The organism is Streptomyces sp. WAC05374, assembly GCF_004353505.1.
In the GTDB taxonomy this organism is placed as follows: Bacteria; Actinomycetota; Actinomycetes; order Streptomycetales; family Streptomycetaceae; genus Streptomyces.
In genome coordinates this window covers 103857-127670 of record NZ_SMNQ01000014.1, presented here as the reverse complement: position 1 = coordinate 127670, position 23814 = coordinate 103857, and the positions used below count along the sequence as shown (strand labels likewise).

Sequence of the window (23814 nt, the reverse complement as noted above, 5' to 3'; positions counted from 1 at the left end):
TGGTGAGCCAGATGGTCCACAAGAGTCTCCCCAAGCGTCCCCGCGCCGCGGCACTGGCGGCCGCAGCGGTCCTGGTCCTCGTACCGACCGCCGCCGCCTGCGGCGACGGCAACGGCAACGGCGCGGCGGACACCTCCCCGACCGCGACCGCGGCGCAGAACCAGCCCGCCGACCCGGCCGCGGCACGGCAGGAGATCGAGAAGAACTGGGTGGCCTTCTTCGACCCGAAGACACCGGTCGACGAGAAGACCAGGCTGCTGGAGAACGGCGACCGGATGCGGCCCGTGCTCGAGGCGTTCGCCGCCAACCCGCAGGCCGCGCAGACCTCCGTGCAGGTCAAGAACGTCACCTTCACGTCGGCCACCCAGGCCGACGTCACCTACGACCTGCTGGTCGGCGGCACCCCGGCCCTGCCCGGCTCCAAGGGCAGCTCCGTGCACCAGGACGACACCTGGAAGGTGTCCGTGAAGACGCTGTGCGCGCTGGTCAAGCTCAGCCCCGATGCGACCGCCGTGCCGGGCTGCTGAATCCGTGCTGCTGGCGGCGCTCCTGCTGCTGAGCGCCGCCTGCGGCAGCCGCCTGCCGGAGAGCGCCTTCGAGCGCCGGCCCACCGCGCCCGCGACCGGGGGCGGTGAGCCCCTGCGGATCGGCATCATCGCCGGGGCCACCAGCCCCGTCGGCGGCGGCGCCCTCACCGGCCCGCGCGACGGGGCCCAGGCGTACTTCGCCGCCCTCAACGCCCGCGGCGGCATCGACGGCCGCCGGGTGGAGGTCCTCACCTGCGACGACGGCGGCAGCGGCGTCGGCAACAACCAGTGCGTGCACGACCTCGTCGACGACAAGCGCGTCTTGGCCCTGGTCGCCACCACCGCCCTGGACTACGCGGGCGCCGCACGCGTCTCCCGGGCCGGCGTCCCGGACATCGGCGGCCAGCCGCTCGGCACCGCCTACGACACGTACCCCCACCTGTACGGGATCTACGGCAGCTCCGCCCCCCGCACCGGTGGCGAGCCCGGCTGGAACGGCGTCCTGACCGGCGGCACGGAGGTCTACCGCTGGTTCCGGAACGTCCACGGCGCCCGCACCGCGGCCGTCGTCGCCTACAACCAGGCGGCCTCCGCGGCCTACGCCCGGCTCGTGCGGCGCGGCCTGGAGGCGGAGGGGTACCGGGTCGTCAGCGAGCAGGTCGACTTCGCCCTGCCCAACTACCGCGCCGTCGCGGCCGACCTGCGCGAGCAGGGCGTGGACGTCGTCTTCGACGCCCTCGACACGCACGGCAACGCCCAGCTCTGCGAGGCGATGGACGCCGTCGGCGTGCACGTCACCGCCAAGGTGACCAATGTGCAGAACTGGAACCAGGCCGTCCCGGCAGACTTCAAGGACGCCCCCCGCTGCCGCAACGCCCTGTGGGTCACCGGCGCCAGCCGCAACCACGACGAGACGGCCCACCCGGCCGTCGCCGAATTCCGGGACGCCATGAAGGGCAGGGCGCTGTCCCAGTGGGCGCTGGAGGGCTGGGCGGCCGCCATGTGGTTCACGGACGCCGCACGCTCCTGCGCGAAGACCGGCCTCACGCGCCGTTGCGTCGAACGGTTCGTCAACCGCCCCCAGCCCTACACCGCCCGGGGCCTGCTCCTGCCGGTCGTCTTCGAGCGGCTCCCCGAACCGCCGAAGACCCGTCACACCTGTCTGTCCGTGGCCCGCTGGCGGGACGGCGAGGGCTGGGTCACCGAGGGCGGCGACATGTACCGCAACTGCGCCACCGTGCCCCAGCTCGAGTACCGGCCCTGACCGGCCGGGCTGGTAAAGCCAAGTACAGTCCACTCCTGACGACCATTCCGACGGCCATCGGACCAGCTCCACACCAGGGGGACGCGGCGACGCGATGCATATCTCTTTCCTGCTGCACAACGCCTACGGCATCGGCGGCACCATCCGTACGACGTTCAACCTCGCCCGGACCCTGGCCGAGCGGCACGACGTGGAGATCGTGTCCGTCTTCCGCCACCGCGAGGAGCCGACCCTGGGGGCCCCGGCCGGCGTCACCATGAAGCACCTGGTCGACCTGCGCAAGAACAGCCCCACGTACGACGGCGCGCACCCCGACTACACGAAGCCCGCCAAGGTCTTCCCCCGCGGCGACGGACGCTGGAAGCAGTACAGCCGCCTCACCGACGCCCGCATCGCCGCCCATCTCAAGGGCCTTCAGGCCGACGTCGTCGTGGGCACCCGCCCCGGGCTCAACGTGCACATCGCCCGCCAGGCCCGCCGCGGCCCGGTCCGCGTCGGCCAGGAACACCTGACGCTGGACAGCCACGGCTACCGGCTGCGCCGCGAGATCGGCCACCGCTACGCCCTGCTCGACGCGATCACCACCGTCACCGAGGCCGACGCCCGCTCGTACCGCAGCAGGCTCAAGCTGCCCGGCGTACGCATCGACGCCGTGCCCAACAGCGTGCCCGCCCCCACCGTCGAACCCGCCGACTCCACCGCCAAGTGGGTCGTCGCGGCCGGCCGGCTGACCCGGGTCAAGCGGTACGACCTGCTCGTCGAGGCGTTCGCGAAGGTCGTCGCCGCCCGCCCCGACTGGCGGCTGCGCATCTACGGCTCCGGCGACGCGACCGGCAACGAGAAGAACGCCCTGCGCGCCCTGATCGAGGCGCGCGGACTGCACAACCACGTCTACCTGATGGGCACCGCCAACCCGCTGGAGCCCGAGTGGGTCAAGGGCTCCGTCGCCGCCGTCACCTCCCGCCTCGAATCCTTCGGCATGACCATCGTCGAGGCGATGCGCTGCGGCCTGCCGGTCGTCTCCACCGACTGCCCGCACGGCCCCGGCGAGATCATCGAGGACGGCGTCGACGGGCGGCTGGTGCCGGTCGGCGACGTGGACGCCATCGCCGACGCGCTGCTCGCCCTCATCCAGGACGACGACCTCCGTCGCCGCACCGGACAGGCCGCGCTGGCCGCCTCCCGGCGCTTCGACCCGGCCCGGATCGCCGAACGCCACGAGGCCCTCTTCACCGAACTGGTCGCCCAGGGCGCCAATGGCCGCTCGCGCGGACGGGTCCGGGACACGCTGCACCGCACCCGGGGCGCCGTCCTCGACGGCGCGTACGCGGTGCGCTACAAGGCCGCCGATGTGCTCCGGAAGGGAAAGTCCGCATGAGCGACGCCACCGCCCCGGCCCCCGCGCCCGGCGCGCCGCCCCGCGCCGACTGCGTGGCGGACTCCGCCGGCGGCATCACCTTCGACGTGGTCGCCGTCCAGGCCGCCCAGCCGGTACTGGTGCTGCGCCCGCGCGGCGGGTCCGGCGCCCCGGCGGACGAGGCACGGCTGCCGCTCACCCCGGCCGGCGGCGGCCACCTGCGCGCGGTGCTGCCGAGCTCCATGGAGCTCGCCGAGGGCCGCTGGGACGTGTACCTCGACGGGCGGGCCGTCGAGCCGGGCATCCGGGACCTGCGGGCGCTCGTCGACCGCGTGCCGGACGAGGAGGGCGGGGTCGCCGCCCGCGTCCCGTACCCCACGGCGGACGGCCGGCTCGCCGTGCGGAGCTGGCTGCGCGCCCCGCACGCCGAGGCGGGCGACATCCTCACCGGCGAGGGCGCGTGCACCGTCGAGGGCACGCTGTACGGGGCGCGGCTCGGCGCGGGCGCGGTGGCCGAGGCGCGGCTGGGCGGGACGGTCCGCGAGGTCCCCGCCGACGGCGAGAAGGGCGCCTTCTCCTTCACCCTCGCCTACGACGTGCTCGCCGGGCCGCCGGTGGCGGCGGAGCAGCTCTGGGAGCTGTGGCTGCGGCCCGCGGCGGACGCGGAACCGGTGCGGATCTCCCGCGTCCTGGACGACGTCTGGGACCGGAAGAACCTGTTCGTGTACCCGGCCCACCAGGGCGAGGGGTACAGGGCCGCGCCCTGCTACACGGCCGACAACGACCTCTGCGTACGCCTGGCACCCTGATCGCGGACCGTCCCTGTCCGCGAGCGGTGGCAGACTCGCGCCCATGTTGGAGACCTCGGCACGACTGCTGCGCCTGCTGTCCCTGCTCCAGGCCCACCGCGACTGGTCCGGTGCCGAGCTCGCGCGGCGGCTGGGCGTCACCCCGCGCACGGTACGGCGGGACGTCGACCGGCTGCGCGAGCTCGGCTACCCCGTCCACGCCAGCCCCGGCACGGGCGGCGGCTACCAGCTCGGCGCGGGCGCCGCGCTGCCGCCGCTGCTCCTCGACGACGACGAGGCCGTCGCGGTCGCCGTCGGGCTGCGCACCGCCGCGGGCAGCGGCATCGACGGCGTCGGCGAGACGTCGGTGGGCGCCCTGGCCAAGCTGGAGCAGGTGCTGCCGGACCGGCTGCGGCGCCGCGTCGGCGCGCTGACCGCGTTCACGGTGCCGATGCTGAGGACGCCCGAGTCCCCGGTCGACCCCTCGGTGCTCACCGAGCTCGCGGCCGCCTGCCGGGACAGCGAGCGGCTGCGCTTCGCGTACCGCGACCACAACGGGTCGGCCACGCGCCGCACGGTCGAGCCGCACCGCCTGGTGTGCACCGAGCGCCGCTGGTACCTGGTCGCCTGGGACGTGGACCGCTCCGGCTGGCGGACGTTCCGGGCGGACCGGATCGTCCCCACGCCGCCCCACGGGCCGCGTTTCCCGCCCCGTGACCCGCCCGCCGAGGACCTGGCGGCCTACGTCTCCGCGGGGGTGTCCACGACGGCGTACACGGCGCAAGCCGTCATCAGGCTGCACGTCCCGGCCGCCGAGGCCGCACGGGCGGTGGGGCCGATGGACGGCGTCCTGGAGGCGGAGGGGGAGTCGACGTGCCTGCTGCGCACCGGCGCCGCGGGCCTGGACGTCCTGGTGATCCACGTCGTGCTCCTGGGGCTGGAGTTCGAGGTGGTCGAACCCCGGGAGCTGGACGACCACATCCGGGTGGTCCGTGACCGCCTCTCCCGGGCGCTGGACCGGTCGTCGTAGCCCGGCCGACGGCGGTACCCGAGTTGTCGGCGAGCTGGGGGAATTCTGCGGGGAATCCGTGAACAGTCCGTTGTCGCGACGATTTTCCCGACGATATGCAGAGGTGTTTTCCCGAGCCGTGGAATTCGTCCGGGCGCCGGGGGAGGAAGGCATCTCCGGCCCTGCGGAATTCCGCCGGCAACACCCTTCCGGGGCGCGCGGGAGTGTCCTCGGAGGGAAGGGTGCCTTAGGGAACACATGTCGTGATCCTGTGACACAAGCGTGACCGGTGAGGGACGTGAGGATGGTGGGGCGATGTGGGCCGCCCTGTTTCCGTCACCCTGCGCGGCCGCCTACGGTGAAGGACATGGCACCGATTCCGAACTCCCCCCAGCAGCCCGACGACAGCCCCGAGTCGTACGTCGGCCTCGACGCGCACGACGCCGAGCGGCGCGCCCGCTCCCACGGCTGGACCACGGTGCGGTCGCTGCCGCCCGGCACGATCATCACCCTGGAGTTCCTGGCGGGCCGGATCAACTTCGAGGTCGACGACGCCACCGTCACCCGCTGCTGGGTCGGTTGACCCCCCGGACGCGAGGAGGGCCCCGGCTCGCTGAAGCCGGGGCCCTCCCTTCCGTACCGTGGCGCGCTCAGCCGCCGGTCGCGGGCCGTGAGCGCGGCGGGCGGCGGCTGCCGGCCGGGGTGACCGGGGTCCGCTCCGAGCGCACCACCGCGTGCGGCCTCGGCTGCGTGAGCGTGGTCCTGACCGTGGCGGGACGGCCGACGCCGCCCGCTGCCGGGACCGGCTCGCGCACCGGCTCGTCGTCCGCGCCGACCGGCCGCTGCTGGTATATCGCCGGCCGGGGACCGCCCGCCGCGACGGGCAGCGACGGCGCCTGACGGCGGCGCGCCCGGAGCTGCTCGCGCACCGAGAAGATCAGGCCCTCCGCACGGGCGATCAACGGCTCGCACCAGGGCAGTCCGAGCAGGATCAGCAGTCCGGCGGCCCAGCCGAGCAGCACATCGCTCAGCCAGTGCGTACCGAGGTAGACGGTGGTCAGCCCGACGCCCAGGGCCACCACGGCGGACAGCGCCGACAGGTAGCGCCTGGCCCGGGGAGTGGTGGCGAGATAGGCAAGAATGCCCCAGGTCACCACGGCATTGGCGGTATGTCCGGAAGGGAATATATCGCCGCCCGCGAACATCTCGGCCGAGCCGATCTGCGTCGCGTAGTGGGGGCCGAGCCGGCCCAGACCCAGTTTGACCGCGCCCACCGTGACGTTCAGCAGCAGCAGGGCGGCGCCAAGCGCCAGCAGCGGGCGGAGCGTGTGCTGCCGCCAGGAGCGCCAGCCGAGCCAGGCCGCCACCATCACGGCCGTGGGGCCGCGCTGACCCAGCACCACGAAGTAGTCCAGCGTCGCGTGCAGCTCCGGCCACTGCTGATAGGGCCGGAAGAGCATGACCTTCCAGTCGAGGGTCACCAGCCACGACGAGACGAGCACGGCCACCACGATGGCGAGGTAGAACGCCGACGTCCCGCCGAAGAGGGCGAGACGGGTGCGGCTCATCCGCGGGATCTCAATCTTCGGCGGTTCCGGCTCCCGGTCCAGACGGGCAAAGATGTCGGTACGCACCCAATCGACGTTACAGGGAGTGAGTGTCGGCCCACGCCCATCCGCTCTCTTCGTGATGACGATGTGATGTGGAGTGTGTCTCAGTCCGCTGTTTATTCCGTGCTTATCCATAAACCTCGGGGGACGGGGCCCGGATAACCCGGGGCCGGTGGCCGGACGTGTGTTTGTGTGCCGCGGGAAAAGCCCCACGGGCGCCCGGTGGCCGGAATTGCCTCCCTCCCGCCGCCGGTCGCCACCTCCTGGTACGGGGCCCGGACCGCTTCCCGGCGGGCCGCCCCGAGTGGCGTACGCCACACGTCCGCGTCTGCCCCCGTGAGAGGTGGACCACGCGCCACCGGCGTGGACTCGCGTACGCTGGCGGCTCACTCGCCCGTCGATGCCGGGCCCCCGGAAGTCGTCCCCCTCCGGCCGGTGCCCACCGAGTGCGAGCGATTCATCTGTGGTCTGTGGGAGGTACGTACATGTCCGTGACGACCACGGCCGGAGCACGGCTGCGTGCCACCGGCGGCGGTGCCAACCGCTGGGTCGTCCTCGTCGTCCTCTGCGTGAGCCTGCTGCTGGTCGCGCTCGACGCCACCGTTCTCCACGTCGCCGTCCCCGCCGTCACCGAGGACCTGCGCCCAAGCTCCACCGCGCTGCTGTGGATCGTCGACGCCTACCCCCTGGTCTGCGCCTCGCTGCTGATCCTCTTCGGCACGCTCGGCGACCGGATCGGGCGGCGCCGCGTCCTGCTGGCCGGTTACGGACTGTTCGGCGCGGCCTCGGCGGTCGCGGCCTTCGCCGACACCCCGGCCGTGCTGATCGCCGCCCGCGCGCTGCTCGGCGTCGGCGGCGCGATGATCATGCCCGCCACCCTGTCCATCCTCCGCGCGGTCTTCCCCGACCGCCGCGAACGCGCCACGGCCATCGGCATCTGGACGGCCGTCGCCGCCGTCGGCGCCGCCACCGGGCCCGTCCTCGGCGGCTTCCTGGTCGAGCACTTCTGGTGGGGCTCGGTCTTCCTCATAAACATCCCCCTGATGGCGCTGATCCTGCCGCTCGGCCGCTGGCTGCTGCCGGAATCCAAAGGCAGCGGGGACGGCCCCTGGGACGTGCTCGGCGCCCTGATGGCGGCGGCCGGCGTGCTCGGCGTGGTCCTCGGCGTCAAGCGGGCCGGCGCCGGCGGCTCCGTGCTGAGCCCCGAGACGGCCGGACCGCTGCTGCTCGGCGCGGTCCTGCTGGTGCTGTTCGTACGGCGGCAGAAGCGGCGGGAGCACCCGCTGATCGACATGCGGATGTTCGCCCGGGCCGCCTTCACCACCTCCGTGGGCTGCATCGTCCTCGCCATGCTCGCGCTGGTCGGCCTGGAGCTGATCGCCGTCCAGTACCTCCAGCTCGTGCTGGGGCTGACGCCGGTCGAGACCGGCCTGCGCCTGCTGCCGCTCACCTTCGCCGCCATGGCCGCCGGTGCCACCGGCTCGTACACGCTGCGGCGCGTCGGGCCGCGCCGGATGGTCGGCTGGGGCTTCGTCCTCACCGCCGGGGCCGTCCTGCTGCTGGTGCTGATGGGCCAGCACGACCGGCCGCTGCTGCTGACGGCCGGCTTCGTCCTGCTCGGCTTCGGGCTCCAGACCACGCTGTTCGGGGCGTACGAGTCGATGCTGAGCGAGGCCCCGGCGCACAGCGCGGGCGGGGCCGCCGCCATCGGCGAGACCTCCTACCAGCTCGGTGCCGGAATGGGCATCGCGCTGCTCGGCAGCGTCATGAACGCCGCCTACGCGCCCGGCCTCTCACAGGTGCCGGGGGTGCCCGCGCCCGCCGGTGCGGCCGCCGCCAACTCGCTGGGCGAGGCGTACCAGGTCGCGGCACAGTTGGGCGGCCCGGCGGGCGAGGCGCTGCGCACGGCCGCGCGGCACGCCTTCGTGCACGGCCTGCACGTGACGCTGGTCGTCAGCGCCGCGCTGCTGCTGCTCGGCGCGCTGATGGCGGTGCGGCTGCCGCGGGTGATGGAGTGCCAGCCGGACCCGGACGCCCGCCTGGGAGCCGCGGAAACCTGGCCCGAGGCGGACGGCGGCGCCGGCCCGGACGCCGTGCCGGCGGCGCGCCGCGAGCGGTTCACCGGCCCCGAGCCCCAGGTGCCCGCGCGCCGCGAACCGGCCGAGCCGGCCAGGGCGGGGCGTACGCCACACTGAGCGCGGCGGCCGGGTCTGGACGTGCGCTCAGCCGCGTCGTAACGTCGGCGCCGCAGTAACTAACACCGCTAGTTTTACTGGTCGCCCGGAGGTCCCGCATGTCCGCACCCGCGAAGCTCCCGCCGTTCGACGCCGGTGACCCCCTCGGCATCGACGACCTGCTCGGCCCCGAGGACCTCGCCGTCCGCGACACCGTCCGCTCCTGGGCCGCCGACCGGGTGCTGCCCCACATCGCGGGCTGGTACGAGCAGGGCGAGCTGCCCGGCATCCGGGAGCTGGCGCGCGAACTCGGCTCGATCGGCGCGCTCGGCATGTCGCTGGAGGGCTACGGCTGCGCGGGCGCGACCGCCGTCCAGTACGGACTCGCCTGCCTGGAACTGGAGGCCGCCGACTCCGGCATCCGCTCCCTGGTCTCCGTGCAGGGCTCGCTCGCCATGTACGCGATCCACCGCTTCGGCTCCGAGGAGCAGAAGCAGCGCTGGCTGCCGTCCATGGCGGCGGGCGAGACCATCGGCTGCTTCGGCCTGACCGAGCCGGACATCGGCTCCGACCCGGCCGCGATGCGCACGTACGCCAAGAAGGACGGCACCGACTGGGTGCTCAACGGCCGCAAGATGTGGATCACCAATGGCTCGGTCGCCGGGGTCGCCGTCGTGTGGGCGCAGACCGACGACGGCATCCGGGGCTTCGCCGTGCCGACGGACACCCCCGGCTTCTCGGCGCCCGAGATCAAGCACAAGTGGTCGCTGCGGGCCAGCGTCACCAGCGAGCTCGTCATGGACGACGTACGGCTGCCGGCCGACGCCGTACTGCCCGGCGTCACCGGCCTGAAGGGGCCGCTCGCCTGCCTGAGCCACGCCCGTTACGGGATCGTCTGGGGCGCCATGGGCGCCGCGCGCGCGTCGTTCGAGGCGGCGCTTACGTACGCGAAGACGCGCGAACAGTTCGGCAGGCCCATCGGCGGCTTCCAGCTCACCCAGGCCAAGCTCGCCGACATGGCGCTGGAGCTGCACAAGGGCATCCTGCTCGCCCACCACCTCGGGCGGCGGCTCGACGCCGGAAGGCTCCGCCCCGAGCAGGTCAGCTTCGGCAAGCTCAACAACGTACGGGAGGCGATCGAGATCTGCCGCACCTCGCGCACGATCCTCGGCGCCAACGGGATTTCGCTGGAGTACCCCGTCATGCGGCACGCCACCAACCTGGAGTCGGTGCTCACCTACGAGGGCACCGTCGAGATGCACCAGCTCGTGCTGGGCAAGGCGCTCACCGGCCTCGACGCCTTCCGGTAAGCGGCCTCGCCCGCTAGCTCTGGTTGAAGAAACCGTCCTGGGTGTGAGTCCCGGGCTCCCCGTTGACGATCTGCGTGTCCGCCGGCGTCAGCAGGAAGACCCGGGTCGCCACCCGCTCGATCGAGCCGCGCAGCCCGAAGGTCAGGCCCGCCGCGAAGTCGACCACGCGCTTGGCGTCGGCGGGCTCCATGGCCGTGAGGTTCATGATGACCGGGACGCCGTCCCGGAAGAGCTCGCCGATGCTCCGGGCGTCCCGGAACCCGTCCGGGGACACCGTGGCGATCCGGCGGCCCTCCTCCTGGGCGGCCTCGGAGGCGACGCGCACCCGCGGGTCGGTCACCCAGGAGTCGCTGCTGCGGTCACCCTCGGCGTACTCGTCGTCGTAGTAGCGCTCGTCGTTGTCCTCGACGAGGCCGAGCCATGCACTCGCCTTGCGCACCGATCCCATGGACGCCTCCTTTCGCGCGGTCACTTGTGGTTCCGCTATCCCTATGGTCGTCCATCATGCGGATCGCGCGCCAAGTGGACAGTCACCGCGCGAGCGATTCGTGACGGTACTGGTGCAGAAGATGTGGCGATTCGTCAAGGTTCCACGGGTGTAAGGCCCCTGAGAAGGGCCCCGTACAACTCAAATATGACATTCGGGCCGTACGGGTGAGCGTGCGGACGTACGGGTGAACGGGCCGACTCGGTACGATGCCCGCCGCGCACTTCGCACCACACACGGGGGAGCACCATGTTCGGAATCGTCCGACCCTGCACGCACCGGCTCACCGACGGGCTGAAGACCGAGTGGATGGCCCATCTCTGCGGGCTCTGCCTGGCACTTCGGGCCGATCACGGGCAGTTCGCCCGCGTCGCCACCAACTATGACGGCCTCATCGTCTCGGTCCTGACGGAGGCTCAGACCGAGCGCACCGCCGGGGCGCGGCGCACGGCGGGGCCCTGCCCGCTGCGCGCCATGCGGACCGCACCCGTCGCCCGCGGCGAGGGCGCGCGGCTCGCCGCGGCCGTCTCCCTGGTGCTGGCCTCGGCGAAGGTGCGGGACCACGTCGCCGACCGGGACGGGCTGCTGGCGCGCAAGCCGGTGGCCGCCGCCGCGCGCCGGGTGGCCCTCGGCTGGGACCGGGCGGGCGCCAGGGCCGGGCGCGAGCTGGGCTTCGACACGGCCGTGCTGGTCGACGCCGTGGACCGGCAGACCGGCATCGAGGCGCTGGCCGGCCCGGGCACCTCCCTGCTCACGGTCACCGAGCCCACCGAGACGGCCACCGCGGCCGCCTTCGCGCACACCGCCGTCCTGGCGGGCCGGCCGGAGAACGTGCCCCCGCTCACCGAGGCAGGCCGGCTCTTCGGGCGCCTCGCCCACCTGCTGGACGCCGTGGAGGACCTGGAGGCCGACACCGTGTCGGGCGCCTGGAACCCGCTGACCGCGACCGGCACCCCGCTCGCGGAGGCGCGGCGGCTCGCGGACGACGCGCTGCACGGGATACGGCTCGCCCTGCGCGACGCGCGATTCGTCGACGACACGCTCCTGCACATGCTGCTCGCGCACGAGCTGCGGCGGTCGGTGGACCGGGCGTTCGGCACCACGACCTGCTCGCACCAGGGTTACGGCGCCCAGGACCCGTACGGGGCCCAGAACCCGTACGGCGGTCAGAACCCGTACGGGGCCCAGAACCCCTATGGCGGGCAGAACCCCTACGGCGGGCAGCCCGGCGCGCCCGGCGGGGGTCACGGCGGTCACGGGGGACACGGCGGCCACGGTCATGGGGGCCACGGCGGCTCCGGCGGCTTCGGTGGCGGGATGCCGCCCGGCTTCGGCGGCCCCGGCGGAGAGCCGTCCCGGCCGAAGCCCCGTGGCTTCCTGGCCGGCTGCGCCGCCTTCACCTGGCTCTTCTGCACCTGCCAGATCTGCTGCGCCAAGGAGTACGAGGGCCCCTGGTCCCGCAAGAAGCGCGAAGGCTGCTGCCGCGACTGCGACTGCAACTGCAACCCCGGAGGCTGCGACTGCTGCTGCCCCTGCGACGGGTGCTGACGGACCGTAAGGTCGCCGCATGAGCAGCGACCCCCGAGCGGAGTGGCGGGACTGGCACGAACGGCGCGTCGCCGCCGTGTCGGCCCCCCACGGCCCGCTCTCCCTCACCGGCACGTACTGGCTCGCCGACCATCCGGAAGGGCGAATCCCGGCCGTCCCCGGAACCTGGCGGGAATACGGCGACCACGTGCTCCTGCGCGCCACCGCGGCGGACGGCGTCACCGTCGACGGCGAGCCCCTGACCGGCGACGTCCGCCTGACCGCCGACCACGTTCCGATCGACCGCTCCCGCGTCGCGGCCGGGGAGCGCCGGCTCGTCGTGCTGCGCCGGGAAGGGCTCTGGGCGGTCCGCGACTTCGACCCGGCGGCCCCGGCGCGGCGCGCCTTCCGGGGCATCGAGGCCACCCCGTACGACGCCCGCTGGGTGGTGCCGGGGACGTACCGGCCGTACGCCGCCGAGCGCACCGTACGGGTGGAGAACGCCGACGGGCGCGAGCGCGGCCTGGGGCTCGCGGGGGAGCTGACGTTCACGCTCCGGGGCGCCGAGCACACGCTGCACGTCGCGGTCGAGGGCGACGGTTCCCTCTGGGCCGTCCTCGCCGACGCGACCAGCGGAAAGGGCAGCTACCGCTTCCGCTTCCTGCGGCCCGGCGCCCCGGACGCCGACGGCCGGGTGACCGTCGACCTCAACCGGGTCCTGCTGCCGCCGTGCGCCTTCGCCGAGCACTTCATCTGCCCGTTCCCGCCGCCCGGCAACACCCTGCCGGTCCCCGTCGCCGCGGGGGAGCGGAACGTGCTGAGCGGCTGATACGTCACAGTGGCGGACCCCGCGCGCCCGGCGGACGGGGCAGGACCCCGCCGGGCGCCTCCGCCTGCTCGTGCGCGGCTGGCCGAAACCCTCCCTTGTGCCGGTAGTTGACCACGCCAATACTCCCGGAACAGCGCTTGTCAGGGGCACGGCTTGTCCGGAATTCGGACGTCCGCCGCGCCGGGGGCGAACCCGGCCCCGTACACCCGACTGCGCCTCACGGGCCCGACACCCCACGGCGGGCCCCCGATTCCCCTCAGGAGGAACGAGAAGTGAGGAACAAGCGCACCACCCCCCGCAGTGGCACAGCCAGACGGCCCCGTCTGCTGGCCGTCGCCACGGGTCTCGCCGCCGCCGCCACCCTCGCGGTCCCCGCCGCCGGCGCCGACGCACCGCGCACCTTCAGCGCCGCCGAGCTGTCCGCCGCCGGCTCGGCCGTGCTCGCCGCCGACGTACCGGGCACCGCCTGGCACACCGACCCGGCGACCGGCAAGCTCGTCGTCACCGCCGACTCGACCGTCTCCGCCGCCGAGATCGCCGAGATCAAGCGCCGGGCCGGAGCCAACGCCGGAGCGCTCAAGATCGAGCGCACCCCCGGGAAGTTCACCAAGCTCATCTCGGGCGGCGACGCCGTCTACGCCACGAGCTGGCGCTGCTCGCTCGGGTTCAACGTCCGCGACAGCGCGGGCACCACGTACTTCCTCACCGCCGGCCACTGCACCGACGGCGCGGGCACCTGGTACGCCAACTCGGGCCGCACCACCGTCCTCGGCCCGACCACCGGCTCCAGCTTCCCCAACAACGACTACGGCATCGTGCGCTACTCCAACAGCTCCATCTCCAAGCCCGGCACCGTCGGCAACGTCGACATCACCAGCGCCGCCAACGCCACCGTCGGCATGTCCGTCACCCGCCGCGGCTCCACCACCGGTACCCACAGCGGTTCGGTCACCGGTCTGAACGCCACCGTCAACTACGGCGGCGGCGACATCGTCTACGGCATGATCCGGACCAACGTGTGCGCCGAACCCGGCGACAGCGGCGGCCCGCTGTACTCCGGCAGCCGCGCCATCGGTCTCACCTCCGGCGGCAGCGGCAACTGCTCCTCCGGCGGGACGACCTTCTTCCAGCCGGTCACCGAGGCGCTGAACGCGTACCGCGTCAGCGTCTACTGACCCGGCAGCACCGCCCGGCACGGCGAGCCCCCGGCGGGATTCCCCCGCCGGGGGCTCGACGCCCTGCCCCCAAGCGCCCGCATTTGAGAGCATGTGACGGTGCTCGGCGCAGGGCGACTTCGGGAAGCGGGGGCGGATGAGGCGCATCGGAGTGACCGGCCACAGGGACATCCCCGACGAGCTCCACGCCCACGTGCGCGCTGCGATCCACGCCGTGGTCCGGGCCGCCACCCGTGACCACGGGGAGGGCCTGGAGGCGCTGTCCAGCCTGGCGGTCGGGGCCGACCAGCTCTTCGCGGACATCGCCCTCGCCTGCGGGGCCGAGCTGACCGTCGTCATCCCCGCCGGGGACTACGAGGACGGCTTCGCCGACCCCGACGAGCTGGCCCGGTACCAGGCCTACCGCAAGCGCGCCACGCGCGAGGTCCGGATGGACTACGCGCACGCGACCGACGAGGCCTACTACGCGGCCGGCACCTACATCGCCGACCACTGCGACCGGCTGCTCGCCGTCTGGGACGGCCGCCCCGCCCGCGGCCTCGGCGGCACCGGGGACATCGTCCACTACGCCCGCGGGCTCGGGAAGCCGGTGACGGTCATCTGGCGCACCGGCGTGGAGCGCCCCTGACGTCTCCGGCGCCCCGGCATGGAGCGCCCGTGACGGTCTCCGGCGCCCCGGCGTGGAGCGCCCTCGGCGGCCATCGGGCGCACCGGCGTCGAGCGCCCCCGCCGCCGGTCAGCGCCGGTGCTGGACCAGCCAGTCGGTGTGCTGGGGCGAGACGACGCGCTCGGTCTCGTACACCGCCGCCGCCCACCGGTCCTCGCCGATCACCGTCTCCATCGCGGTGTGCATCGCCGCCAGGTCCTCCTCCACCAGGGAGTGCGCCGCTATCAGCGGCTGGTGGCGGCGGATCTCGCTCCAGGCGACGCCGGCGGCCGCCGCGGCCGACAGCAGCCCGGCCAGGACGGCCGTGTCGCCGACCGAGAAGGTCCGCAACACGCCCAGGAACAGGGCCAGGACGGTGAGCACCGAGGTGGTCACGGACCACAGCGTGGTGGCCCGCCGCGACACCTCCGTCTTCCTGTGGTACCAGTTCCGCTGCTCGATCAGCCGGTCCCGGACGTACGTCTCCTTGCGTACCCGGAAGGGCTTCTCGCGCAGCATCCGCATGGCCGGGGTGATGAGCTCGGTGCGGCCGCCGTCGCCCCCGGGTCCGCGCGGGTCGACCCAGCCGACCTTCCGCAGCTCGCCGAGCCCCTCCTCCAGCCGGGAGGAGAACTCCCCGTCCGGGTCCGCGAGTTCGGCGTCGAAGGGCGCGCCGTGGACCGCGTACCGCCAGCACAGCGACTTGATGAACTCGGCGGCGGAGCGGTTCAGTTGCCAATGCGACTTCGCACGGCGCCTGGAGGCGCGGTACGTGGCCAGGAGCACGCCCGCGTACGCCAACGCGCTGAGCGCGCCCGCCAGTTGGAACGTGTCGCCGATGAGCCAGCCGCCGGGCACGGCGGCCAGACAGGCGCCCAGGACCAGCAGCCAGAGCTGGAGCCGGGTGTCCTGGACCGCGTCGCGCTGCCGGGCGATGGCGATCTCGTCCGCGCGGTGGAACAGTGCAGGCAGATCTGCGTTTCGGAAGACCATGCTCTGCAGTGGGCCCTGAGACCCGGTCATGCGCACCCCCGGTCTGCGGTTTTGTCGTCACTCTTTCGGTGGAATGGCTCGTTCCGGGCCGGTAGGGGAATACTGGCGCAACGCTTTTGTTTCAACCTCTTGCGCTGATTTGCTGTAGGTGGCCATGAGAGTAAAGTCGTGCCGCCGACACTGCAACGGTGCGGTTATGTCCAACCGACCCACTCCCCTAGGACGGCCGTCGTGAGCTTTCAGACCTCAGTCACCTTCGCTGGTGCGAAGAAGAACCGTGTGCCACTCGCCGAGATCGACGTGCGCGGCGCGGCAGCCACCAAGAAGATCAGCCGCGTTCTTCCCTCGGTGACCGACCGTACCGAGCGCGTCTCGACGTTCAACTCCGCACTCTAAACTGGCGGAATGACTGGACCCCTGGTCCCATTCCGCGAGATCGTCCTGAAGGTCCACAGCAGGTGTGATCTTGCATGTGACCACTGCTACATCTACGAACACGCTGATCAGAGCTGGCGTACCCGCCCCAAGGCAATCTCTGACCAGGCCATTTCCTGGACAGCTCTGCGACTGGCCGAGCATGCCAAGAAACATGCCCTGCCCTCCGTGTCAGTGATCCTGCACGGAGGGGAGCCTCTGCTGGCAGGGCCCGCGCGCCTCAGGCGCGTCTGCGAGGAGCTGACCACCGCCCTCGCCCCCCTCACCGAGCTGGACCTCCGCATCCACACCAACGGTCTCCAGCTCAGCCCCCGCTACCTCGATCTCTTCGACGAGTACGGCGTGAAAGTGGGCATCTCCCTCGACGGCGACAAGACGGCCAACGACCGGCACCGCCGCTTCGCCGACGGCCGCAGCAGCCACCCCCTCGTCCTGCGGGCGATCGACCTGCTGCGCCAGGAGCGGTACCGCCACCTCGACCTCGGCCTGCTGTGCACCATCGACGTGGCCAACGATCCCGTCACCGTGTACGACGCGCTCCTCGAGCTGTCACCGCCGCGCATCGACTTCCTGCTCCCGCACGCCACCTGGGAGGAGCCCCCGGCCCGCCCGGACGGCTCGCCCACCGCGTACGCCGAGTGGCTGCTCACCGTCTTCGACCGGTGGAACGACCAGGGCAGGCCCGTGCCGGTGCGGCTCTTCGAGTCCGTGCTGTCCACCCTGGGCGGCGGGCCCAGCCTCACCGAGTCGCTGGGCCTCGCCCCCACCGACCTCGTCGTCGTCGAGACGGACGGCACCCTCGAACAGGTCGACTCCCTCAAGAGCGCCTACGAAGGCGCCGCCGCCACCGGGTTCGACGTGTTCCGCCACTCCTTCGACGAGGTCGCGGCCCACCCCGGTGTCCGCGTCCGCCAGCTCGGCCTCGACGGGGTGAGCGACACCTGCCGCCGGTGCCCCGTCGTCCGCTCCTGCGGCGGCGGCCTCTACACCCACCGCTACCGGGCCGCGAACGGCTTCGACAACCCGTCCGTCTACTGCGCCGACCTCGAGGCGCTCGTCCGGGGCGTCGAGGACCGCACCGCCACCGCCACCGCGGCCCCCGCCGTGGCCGACCCCGCCGCGCTCGTCGCCGAACAGCACGACCTGACCCGCGTCCTCCTCGCCGAACTCCACAGCGAGCTCGGCGGACGCGGCGGTGAGGCGTGGGCCGAGGCGTGGGAGCTGGCCGGCGCGGTCGAGCGGCGCTCCGACGGGCTCGACGAGGTGCTCGCCCACCCCTACACGCGCACCTGGCTCCTCGACTGCCTGGACGCCCTGCGCGAAGGGCGCGCCGGGGCGGCGGACCTCGCGGGGCAGCTCGCCCGCCACGTGGCCGCCGCCGCCGTACGGGGCCGGGTCGACGTCACGGTCCGGATCGCCCACCCGGGCGGCGGGCTGCACCTGCCCACCCTCGGGACGGCCGAGGTGACCGGTCCGGTGGTCGGGGTGCGGACCACCGGGGACGGCCTCCTGCTCCGGGGCGGTGACGGTGAACTGCGCGTCGAACGGCTCCTTGAGGAGGGCGCCGGCTGGCGGCCGGTGCGGCGGGGCGCGCACGGCGTCGCGCTCGACGACCTCGACCCCTGCCGGGACGGTTTCGGGGCGCCCGCCACCGGCCGGCTCACCCGCGCCGAGGCGGCGGCGTGGGCCGGGCGGCTGGAGCGCGCCTGGGCGCTGCTGCGGGACGCCGTGCCGGACCAGGCCGACGAGGCCGCCGCGAGCCTGACCACGCTCACCCCGCTGACCACGACGGGCGGACCGTCCGTGGGCGGCCGGCACGGGTACGGGGCGCTCGGCCTGTCCCCGCACGAGGAGCCCGGGACGCTCGCGCGCACCCTGCTGAGCGGCTTCCGGCGGGCCAAGCTGCGGGCGCTGCTGGACGTGGCGGACCTCTACGCGCTGGACGGCGCCTGGACCCACGCGGCGCCCTGGCGGGAGGCGCCCGTGCCGGTGTCGGATCTGCTCGCCGGAGCGTACGAGCGGGTGGGCCTCGCCGCGTACGAGCACGGCCACGCCGATCATGCCGAAAGGGCGCTCGACCTGCTGGAGAACGCCGCCGAACTCACCGTCAGCGGCAAACTGCTGGTGGCCGAAGCGCGCAAGGAACTGTGCCGATCAAGAGACCGGTCCGTCATGCTGTCCCGTGGATGACCGAAAAGCAGCGTTGAATGACTGAACGTCGTGGGGGTGGAGCAAAGCACGCTCCGGAATGATTAATCAGCTCGTATCCTTCTCATCCCGGTGCGAGTGATCACATAGGACGGGGGTCGTGTGCAGGCGTCACCGCAAGCGCGAGCGGCGGACCATCGGCCGTACTTCTTTCTGAGTTACGCCCACACGCCGAGGTACGGAGCCGGCGGCCCCGATCCCGACATGTGGGTCGAGCGGCTCTTCCGCGATCTGTGCGGCCATGTGATGGCCATGACCGATCTCCCCGCCGGAGCCCCCGCGGGGTTCATGGACCGGGAGATACGATCCGGCGAAGGCTGGTCGGAACGGCTGGGAGAAGTCCTGGCCACCTGCCGGGTCTTCGTCCCCCTGTTCTCCCCCCGCTATTTCGCCAGCGAGATGTGCGGCAAGGAGTGGTACGCCTTCGCCACCCGGGCGATCTACCACCACGCGAAACACAACAAGCCCGCCGACGCCATCGTGCCCGCCCTCTGGGTCCCGGTGCCGCCCGAACAGCTCCCCGGCCCCGCCGAGCGGCTGCAGTTCAACCACCGCGACTTCGGCGACCGCTACGTCACGGACGGCCTCTACGGACTGATCAAGCTGCGGATATTCGCCGAGGAGTACGAACGGGCCGTCTACGAACTGGCCAAACGCATCGTCTCCGTCGCCGACACCGCGGCCATCAGCCCCGGCAGACCCGTCGACTACCGCTCCGCGCCCAGCGCCTTCGGCACCCCCGGCCGCGGCCCCAGGCCCCTCCAGGTCACCGTCGCCGCCCCCACCCGCCACGACCTGCCCGAGGGCCGCGACCCCGAGTACTACGGCGACATGCCGCAGGACTGGAACCCCTACCACCCCGACGCCGCCCGGCCGATCGCCTACGTCACCGAGGACCTGGTCCGCTCGCTCAACTACCAGGCCACCGTGACCTCCTTCGACCACGACGCCGGCCCGCCCGACGCCAAACAGCCCCCCAGCCGCCCCGAGATCCTGCTCCTGGACCGCTGGGCCCTCCAGGACGACGAGCGCCGCGAACGGCTCGCCGCCTTCGACGCGGAACACCGCCCCTGGGTCAGCGTCGTCGTCCCCCGCAGCCAGCTCGACCACCAGAGCAGGGCGGCCGACGCCGAGCTGAACGAGAAACTCGAGCAGACCATGCCCATCAAGATGGGCCAGGGGCGCGCCGCCAGCCGCGCCGCCGCCCGGGGCGTCCCGAGCATGGAGGCGTTCGGCCAGATCCTGCCCCAGGTGGTGGAGGCCGCCGCCCAGCAGTACCTGCGGCACGCCGCCGTCTACCCGCCCGCGGGCGGCCGGCACACCGAGCGGCCCCGGCTGCGCGGCCCGATGGCGGGCGAACTTGGCACCACGCACTACATACCCGAGACGCACGAGATCGCGCCCGATGCGGAGGACCTGGATGACAGCCAGTCGTGACGGACGCATCGTCACCTTCTACTCGTACAAGGGTGGTACGGGACGGACGATGGCCCTGGCCAACACGGCCTGGATTCTCGCCGCGAACGGCAAGCGGGTCCTGGCCGTCGACTGGGACCTGGAGGCGCCCGGCCTGCACCGCTTCTTCCACCCCTTCCTCGACCCGTCCACCCTCGGCGCCACCACCGGCGTCATCGACCTGATCACCGAGTACGCCTGGGCCGCCACCAGCCCCGTGCAGCGCCCCGACGACTGGCACCGCGACTACGCGCGCATCCAGCCGCACGCCGTCTCCCTCACCCCCGAGGCGCTCGGCTGGGAGTTCCCCGACGGCGGCACCCTCGACTTCGTCTCCGCCGGCAAGCAGAACCGCGAGTACTCCGCCACCGTCTCCACCTTCGACTGGGACAACTTCTACGACCGGCTCGGCGGCGGGCACTTCTTCGACGCGCTGCGCGACGACATGAAGGCCAACTACGACTACGTCCTCATCGACAGCCGCACCGGCCTCAGCGACATCGCCGACATCTGCACCGTCCACCTCCCCGACGCACTCGTCGACTGCTTCACCCTCAGCGACCAGTCCATGGACGGCGCGGCCGCCGTCGCCCGCCAGATCGACGAACGCTACGGCGGCCGGGGCATCCGCATCTTCCCCGTGCCGATGCGCATCGACGAGGGCGAGAAGGAGAAGGCCGACGCGGGCCGGGCACTGGCGCGGCTGAAGTTCGACGGCTTCCCCAGCGGCATGACGGGGGAGGAACTCGCCGCCTACTGGGGCGCCGTGGAGATCCCGTACCGGCCCTACTACGCCTACGAGGAGACCCTCGCCACCTTCGGCGACGACGCCGGGATCGCCAACTCCCTGCTCTCCGCCTTCGAACGGCTCACGGCCGTCGTCACCGACGGCGACGTCACCGCCATGCCCGCGGTCAACGAGGAGGTGCGGCTGCGCATCCGGGACGCCTTCACCCGGCGCCGCCCCGCCCTGCCCGCCGACCTCTTCCTGTCGTACGTCGCCGAGAACCGCATGTGGGCCGACTGGATCGAGTCCGTACTCACCCGCGCCGGGTTCCGCGTCGTGCCCCGCGACGTCTCCGCCGACCCCGCGACCAGCGGCACCGACGTGCTGCACGCCGCCGAGAACGCCGCCCGCACCGTCGTCCTGCTGTCCAGCGCCTACCTCAAGTCGGCCCGCGCCGTGGAGGTGTGGGAGCGGGCCGCCGCCGAGGACCCGGGCGGCGGACGGCGCCACCTGCTGCCGCTGCGCGTCGGCGACGTCCGGCTCACCACCCCCTACATCGACCGCAACCCCGTCGACCTGTTCCGGCTCGACGAGGTGCACGCCACGGCCGCCCTGCTGCGCGCCCTGGACCGGCCGGTCAAACTCCACGACGGCGTACCGCCCGGACCGCGCTTCCCCGGCACCGTGCCCAAGATCTGGAACGCGCCGCCCCGCAACCCCGGCTTCACCGGCCGGTCCGTCGTCCTGGAGCGGATGCGCGACCAGCTCGGCGGCGGGATGGCCGTCGTCCTGCCCCAGCCGCAGACCCTCTACGGGCTCGGCGGCGTCGGCAAGACCCAGGTCGCGCTGGAGTACGTGCACCGCTTCATGGCCGACTACGACCTCGTGTGGTGGATGTCCGCCGAACAGACCGACGACGTGATCGCCGGCCTCGCCGAGCTGGCAGTCCGGCTCGGCGCCCAGGGCGGCGACGACATGGCCGCCGCCTCCCAGGAGGCCATCGACCTGCTGCGGCGCGGAGTGCCGTCCAACCGCTGGCTGCTCGTCTTCGACAACGCCGACGACCCCGACGCGCTGAAGCGGTTCTTCCCCACCGGCGGGCACATCCTGGTCACCTCACGGAACCAGACCTGGTCGCAGTACGGCGACGCGCTGCCCGTCGACGTGTTCCTGCGCGAGGAGTCCGTCGAGCACCTCCAGCGCCGCGCCAAGGGACTGAGCGCCGAGGACGCCGACAGGGTCGCCGAAGCCGTCGGCGACCTGCCGCTCGCCGTCGAACAGGCGGCGGCGTGGATCGCGGAGACGGCCACCCCCGTCGCCGCCTACCTGGAGCAGCTCCAGGAGGCCGCCGCACGCACCCTCGCGCTCAACCAGCCGGCCGGCTACCCCGAGCCGGTCGCCGCGACGTGGAACGTCTCCATCGAACGGCTCAAGGAACGCTCACCGGCCGCCGTGCGGCTGCTCCAGCTCTGCGCCTTCTTCGCGCCCGAGCCGATCCACGCCAACCTCCTGTACAGCAAGGAGATGATCGAGGCGCTCAAACCGTACGACGCCTCCCTCCAGGAGAAACTGGTGCTCGGCCGGGTCATCCGGGAGATCGGACGGTTCGCGCTGGCCAAGGTCGACCAGGTGTCAAACTCCATCCAGGTGCACCGGCTCGTCCAGGCCGTCATCCGCTCCCAGCTCTCCGAGCAGGAGCAGCGCGACGCCCGCCACGCCGTCCACCGCATCCTCGCCGGAGCCCGCCCCGACGACGACGAACCGATCGACAACCCCGAGACCTGGCCCCGGTTCGCCACCATCTGGCCCCACCTGGGCACCTCCGAGGCCCGGTACTGCAAGGAGCCCGAGACCCGCCGGCTGCTCATCGACCGCGTCCGCTACCTCTGGAAGCGCGGCGACTGGCAGACCGCCGGCACCCTCGCCGAGGACCTCCGCGACGCCTGGCGCGACATGCTCGGCAACGACGACCTCCAGTACCTCTACCTGCGCTTCCACCTCTCCAACATCCTTCGCTCCCAGGGTCGTTACGTCGAGGCCAGGGAACTGGACGAGGTCACCCTGGAACGGCAGCGCGCCGTCCTCGGCCGGTCCCACCCGCACACCTACATGACCACCTCCAGCCTCGCCATGGACCTCGGCGCACTCGGCCAGTACGGCAGGGCGATGGAGCTCGCGACCGAGGCGCACGAGGGATTCAGCCAGATCTTCCACGACTCCCACCCGCGCACCCTGGCCGCCGCCAACAACCTGGCGCTCAACCTGCGCATGGTCGGGCAGTACTCACGGGCCCGCGAAATCGACCAGGAGGTCTTCGACCGGCGCACCGAAGTGCTCGGCCCCGAGCACCCCTACACCCTCTCCTCGGCCACCTCGCTCGCCCGCGACCTGCGGGAAGTCGGCCGGTACGAGGACTCGGTCGCGCTGCTCTCCCGCACCTACGACAGCTACAAGGACACCCTGGGCCGGGCCTTCCCCGGCACCCTGGCCGCCGGCAAGAGCCTCGCCGTGTCCCTGCGCAGGGCCGGCAGACTCGAGGACGCGCGCCGGCTCACCACGGCCACCCGCAACCGGTACCGCGCCAAGTACACCTACGCCCACCCCGACTCGCTGGCCTGCGACCTCAACCTGGCCGCCGACCTGTACGCCGCCGGGGAACCCGTGGCGGCCCGCGACCTGGCACAGGAGGTCGTCGACCAGTACCGGGAAGTGCCGGGGGAGCGGCACCCGTACACCCTGGCCGCCCTGAACAACCTCGGCATCTACCAGTGGGGCTGCGGAGCGCCCGAGGAAGCGGAACACATCCTCCAGGCCGCCCTCGCGGTCATGCGGGAAGTCCTGGGCGAACGGCACCCGCACGCCCTGTTCTGCACCGTGAACATCGCCAACGCCAAGGCCGACCTGGGCGAACTGGAGGAAGCCCTGGAGATCGAACAGCGCACCGTGCACGCGCTGCGCGAAGTCCTGGGCGGCCACCACCCCGAAGTGCTCGGCGTCGCCTCCAACCTGGCGGTCACCCTCGGCGCGCTCGGCCGCAAGGACGAGGCCGACCGGCTGCGGGCCGACACCGCCGACGAACTGGCCCGGCAACTCGGCGACGACCACGCGCTGACCCGCCTGGCCCGCGACGAACGCAGGGTGCACCGCGACCTGGAGCCGCTGGCTGTTTAGTTCTTGGGCTCGGTTCGCCTCCGGGGGCCTGTCGCGGGTGTCGACGGTCGATCGTGCTCGGGTCGTTCGTTCCTCACGACCCTCCGCGCGTTCTCCCTTTCGACACCCGCGCCCCCCTTCGG

Annotated in this window: 19 protein-coding genes; 16 read left to right on the top strand and 3 right to left on the bottom strand. The window is 72.7% G+C overall.

Annotation, left to right across the window (positions count from 1 at the left end; genetic code table 11):
- Positions 1-11 precede the first annotated feature (11 nt).
- The 6 genes from E2B92_RS24145 to E2B92_RS24120 all read left to right on the top strand — a co-directional run bounded on the left by E2B92_RS24145 (position 12) and on the right by E2B92_RS24120 (position 5528).
- Entirely contained in the window at positions 12-527 is a 516-nt protein-coding gene (locus E2B92_RS24145) for a hypothetical protein (RefSeq protein WP_126883667.1), read from the top strand.
- A complete protein-coding gene (locus tag E2B92_RS24140; protein WP_126883666.1) occupies positions 502-1791 on the top strand; it encodes an ABC transporter substrate-binding protein in 1290 nt (429 codons plus the stop codon). Before E2B92_RS24145 ends, E2B92_RS24140 begins: the two co-directional genes overlap by 26 nt.
- Positions 1792-1885: 94 nt before the next feature.
- Positions 1886-3169 (top strand): glycosyltransferase family 4 protein, encoded by a 1284-nt coding sequence (locus E2B92_RS24135; protein ID WP_126883665.1) that lies wholly within the window; start codon positions 1886-1888, stop codon positions 3167-3169.
- A complete protein-coding gene (locus tag E2B92_RS24130; protein ID WP_126883664.1) occupies positions 3166-3957 on the top strand; it encodes a hypothetical protein in 792 nt (263 codons plus the stop codon). The genes E2B92_RS24135 and E2B92_RS24130 overlap by 4 nt, the downstream gene beginning before the upstream one ends.
- Positions 3958-4000: 43 nt before the next feature.
- Positions 4001-4966 carry a helix-turn-helix transcriptional regulator gene (locus E2B92_RS24125; RefSeq protein WP_126883663.1) on the top strand — a complete coding sequence of 322 codons (966 nt, stop codon included), beginning with the start codon at positions 4001-4003 and terminating at the stop codon, positions 4964-4966.
- A gap of 346 nt (positions 4967-5312) precedes the next feature.
- Complete coding sequence (locus tag E2B92_RS24120) at positions 5313-5528, top strand: I78 family peptidase inhibitor (protein ID WP_126883662.1); 216 nt, start codon at positions 5313-5315, stop codon at positions 5526-5528.
- Between the two features lie 67 nt (positions 5529-5595).
- On the opposite strand, the gene E2B92_RS24115 is transcribed toward E2B92_RS24120, so the two are convergent.
- Complete coding sequence (locus E2B92_RS24115) at positions 5596-6579, bottom strand: phosphatase PAP2 family protein (protein WP_126883661.1); 984 nt, start codon at positions 6577-6579, stop codon at positions 5596-5598.
- Between the two features lie 461 nt (positions 6580-7040).
- Here E2B92_RS24115 and E2B92_RS24110 point away from each other — a divergent pair, with 461 nt between their 5' ends.
- On the top strand, positions 7041-8750 hold the full coding sequence (locus E2B92_RS24110; RefSeq protein ID WP_126883660.1) for an MFS transporter: 1710 nt from the start codon (positions 7041-7043) through the stop codon (positions 8748-8750).
- Between the two features lie 98 nt (positions 8751-8848).
- Positions 8849-10039 carry an acyl-CoA dehydrogenase family protein gene (locus E2B92_RS24105; RefSeq protein ID WP_126883659.1) on the top strand — a complete coding sequence of 397 codons (1191 nt, stop codon included), beginning with the start codon at positions 8849-8851 and terminating at the stop codon, positions 10037-10039.
- A gap of 13 nt (positions 10040-10052) precedes the next feature.
- On the opposite strand, the gene E2B92_RS24100 is transcribed toward E2B92_RS24105, so the two are convergent.
- On the bottom strand, positions 10053-10487 hold the full coding sequence (locus tag E2B92_RS24100; protein WP_126883658.1) for a cell division protein SepF: 435 nt from the start codon (positions 10485-10487) through the stop codon (positions 10053-10055).
- Positions 10488-10775: 288 nt separating this feature from the next.
- Between E2B92_RS24100 and E2B92_RS24095 the strand changes: the two genes are divergently transcribed.
- The 4 genes from E2B92_RS24095 to E2B92_RS24080 all read left to right on the top strand — a co-directional run bounded on the left by E2B92_RS24095 (position 10776) and on the right by E2B92_RS24080 (position 14685).
- Positions 10776-12074 (top strand): DUF5685 family protein, encoded by a 1299-nt coding sequence (locus E2B92_RS24095; protein WP_126883657.1) that lies wholly within the window; start codon positions 10776-10778, stop codon positions 12072-12074.
- A 19-nt stretch (positions 12075-12093) separates the two neighbouring features.
- Positions 12094-12882, top strand: coding sequence for a DUF1684 domain-containing protein (locus E2B92_RS24090; RefSeq protein WP_126883656.1), 789 nt, complete (start codon positions 12094-12096; stop codon positions 12880-12882).
- Positions 12883-13154: 272 nt separating this feature from the next.
- On the top strand, positions 13155-14057 hold the full coding sequence (locus E2B92_RS24085) for a S1 family peptidase (RefSeq protein WP_126883655.1): 903 nt from the start codon (positions 13155-13157) through the stop codon (positions 14055-14057).
- A gap of 136 nt (positions 14058-14193) precedes the next feature.
- Positions 14194-14685, top strand: coding sequence for a hypothetical protein (locus E2B92_RS24080; RefSeq protein WP_126883654.1), 492 nt, complete (start codon positions 14194-14196; stop codon positions 14683-14685).
- A 108-nt stretch (positions 14686-14793) separates the two neighbouring features.
- On the opposite strand, the gene E2B92_RS24075 is transcribed toward E2B92_RS24080, so the two are convergent.
- The gene (locus E2B92_RS24075; protein WP_126883653.1) at positions 14794-15696 is read right to left on the bottom strand and encodes a DUF4231 domain-containing protein; all 903 of its coding nucleotides are present in this window, start codon (positions 15694-15696) and stop codon (positions 14794-14796) included.
- A 231-nt stretch (positions 15697-15927) separates the two neighbouring features.
- Here E2B92_RS24075 and fxsA point away from each other — a divergent pair, with 231 nt between their 5' ends.
- The 4 genes from fxsA to fxsT all read left to right on the top strand — a co-directional run bounded on the left by fxsA (position 15928) and on the right by fxsT (position 23692).
- Positions 15928-16092, top strand: a complete 165-nt coding sequence (fxsA, locus tag E2B92_RS24070; protein ID WP_221889172.1) for an FxSxx-COOH cyclophane-containing RiPP peptide — start codon at positions 15928-15930, stop codon at positions 16090-16092.
- 9 nt (positions 16093-16101) lie between these two features.
- Positions 16102-18321, top strand: a complete 2220-nt coding sequence (fxsBH, locus tag E2B92_RS24065) for a radical SAM/SPASM protein FxsBH, inactivated beta-hydroxylase extension form (RefSeq protein WP_185923505.1) — start codon at positions 16102-16104, stop codon at positions 18319-18321.
- A 120-nt stretch (positions 18322-18441) separates the two neighbouring features.
- Positions 18442-19776, top strand: a complete 1335-nt coding sequence (locus tag E2B92_RS24060; protein ID WP_160159781.1) for a TIR-like protein FxsC — start codon at positions 18442-18444, stop codon at positions 19774-19776.
- Positions 19760-23692 (top strand): FxSxx-COOH system tetratricopeptide repeat protein, encoded by a 3933-nt coding sequence (gene fxsT, locus E2B92_RS24055; RefSeq protein WP_126883651.1) that lies wholly within the window; start codon positions 19760-19762, stop codon positions 23690-23692. The genes E2B92_RS24060 and fxsT overlap by 17 nt, the downstream gene beginning before the upstream one ends.
- Positions 23693-23814 lie beyond the last annotated feature (122 nt).

What these genes read in the sequence shown, in the direction of transcription:
- E2B92_RS24135 (WP_126883665.1), top strand. Translation starts at nt 1,886, where the DNA reads ATGCATATCTCTTTCCTGCTGCACAACGCCTACGGCATCGGCGGCACC.
- E2B92_RS24080 (WP_126883654.1), top strand. Translation starts at nt 14,194, where the DNA reads ATGAGGCGCATCGGAGTGACCGGCCACAGGGACATCCCCGACGAGCTC.
- E2B92_RS24120 (WP_126883662.1), top strand. Translation starts at nt 5,313, where the DNA reads ATGGCACCGATTCCGAACTCCCCCCAGCAGCCCGACGACAGCCCCGAG.
- E2B92_RS24125 (WP_126883663.1), top strand. Translation starts at nt 4,001, where the DNA reads ATGTTGGAGACCTCGGCACGACTGCTGCGCCTGCTGTCCCTGCTCCAG.
- E2B92_RS24110 (WP_126883660.1), top strand. Translation starts at nt 7,041, where the DNA reads ATGTCCGTGACGACCACGGCCGGAGCACGGCTGCGTGCCACCGGCGGC.
- E2B92_RS24075 (WP_126883653.1), bottom strand. Translation starts at nt 15,696, where the DNA reads ATGGTCTTCCGAAACGCAGATCTGCCTGCACTGTTCCACCGCGCGGAC.
- fxsBH (WP_185923505.1), top strand. Translation starts at nt 16,102, where the DNA reads ATGACTGGACCCCTGGTCCCATTCCGCGAGATCGTCCTGAAGGTCCAC.
- fxsT (WP_126883651.1), top strand. Translation starts at nt 19,760, where the DNA reads ATGACAGCCAGTCGTGACGGACGCATCGTCACCTTCTACTCGTACAAG.
- E2B92_RS24100 (WP_126883658.1), bottom strand. Translation starts at nt 10,487, where the DNA reads ATGGGATCGGTGCGCAAGGCGAGTGCATGGCTCGGCCTCGTCGAGGAC.
- E2B92_RS24095 (WP_126883657.1), top strand. Translation starts at nt 10,776, where the DNA reads ATGTTCGGAATCGTCCGACCCTGCACGCACCGGCTCACCGACGGGCTG.
- E2B92_RS24105 (WP_126883659.1), top strand. Translation starts at nt 8,849, where the DNA reads ATGTCCGCACCCGCGAAGCTCCCGCCGTTCGACGCCGGTGACCCCCTC.
- E2B92_RS24130 (WP_126883664.1), top strand. Translation starts at nt 3,166, where the DNA reads ATGAGCGACGCCACCGCCCCGGCCCCCGCGCCCGGCGCGCCGCCCCGC.
- E2B92_RS24140 (WP_126883666.1), top strand. Translation starts at nt 502, where the DNA reads ATGCGACCGCCGTGCCGGGCTGCTGAATCCGTGCTGCTGGCGGCGCTC.
- E2B92_RS24090 (WP_126883656.1), top strand. Translation starts at nt 12,094, where the DNA reads ATGAGCAGCGACCCCCGAGCGGAGTGGCGGGACTGGCACGAACGGCGC.
- E2B92_RS24145 (WP_126883667.1), top strand. Translation starts at nt 12, where the DNA reads ATGGTCCACAAGAGTCTCCCCAAGCGTCCCCGCGCCGCGGCACTGGCG.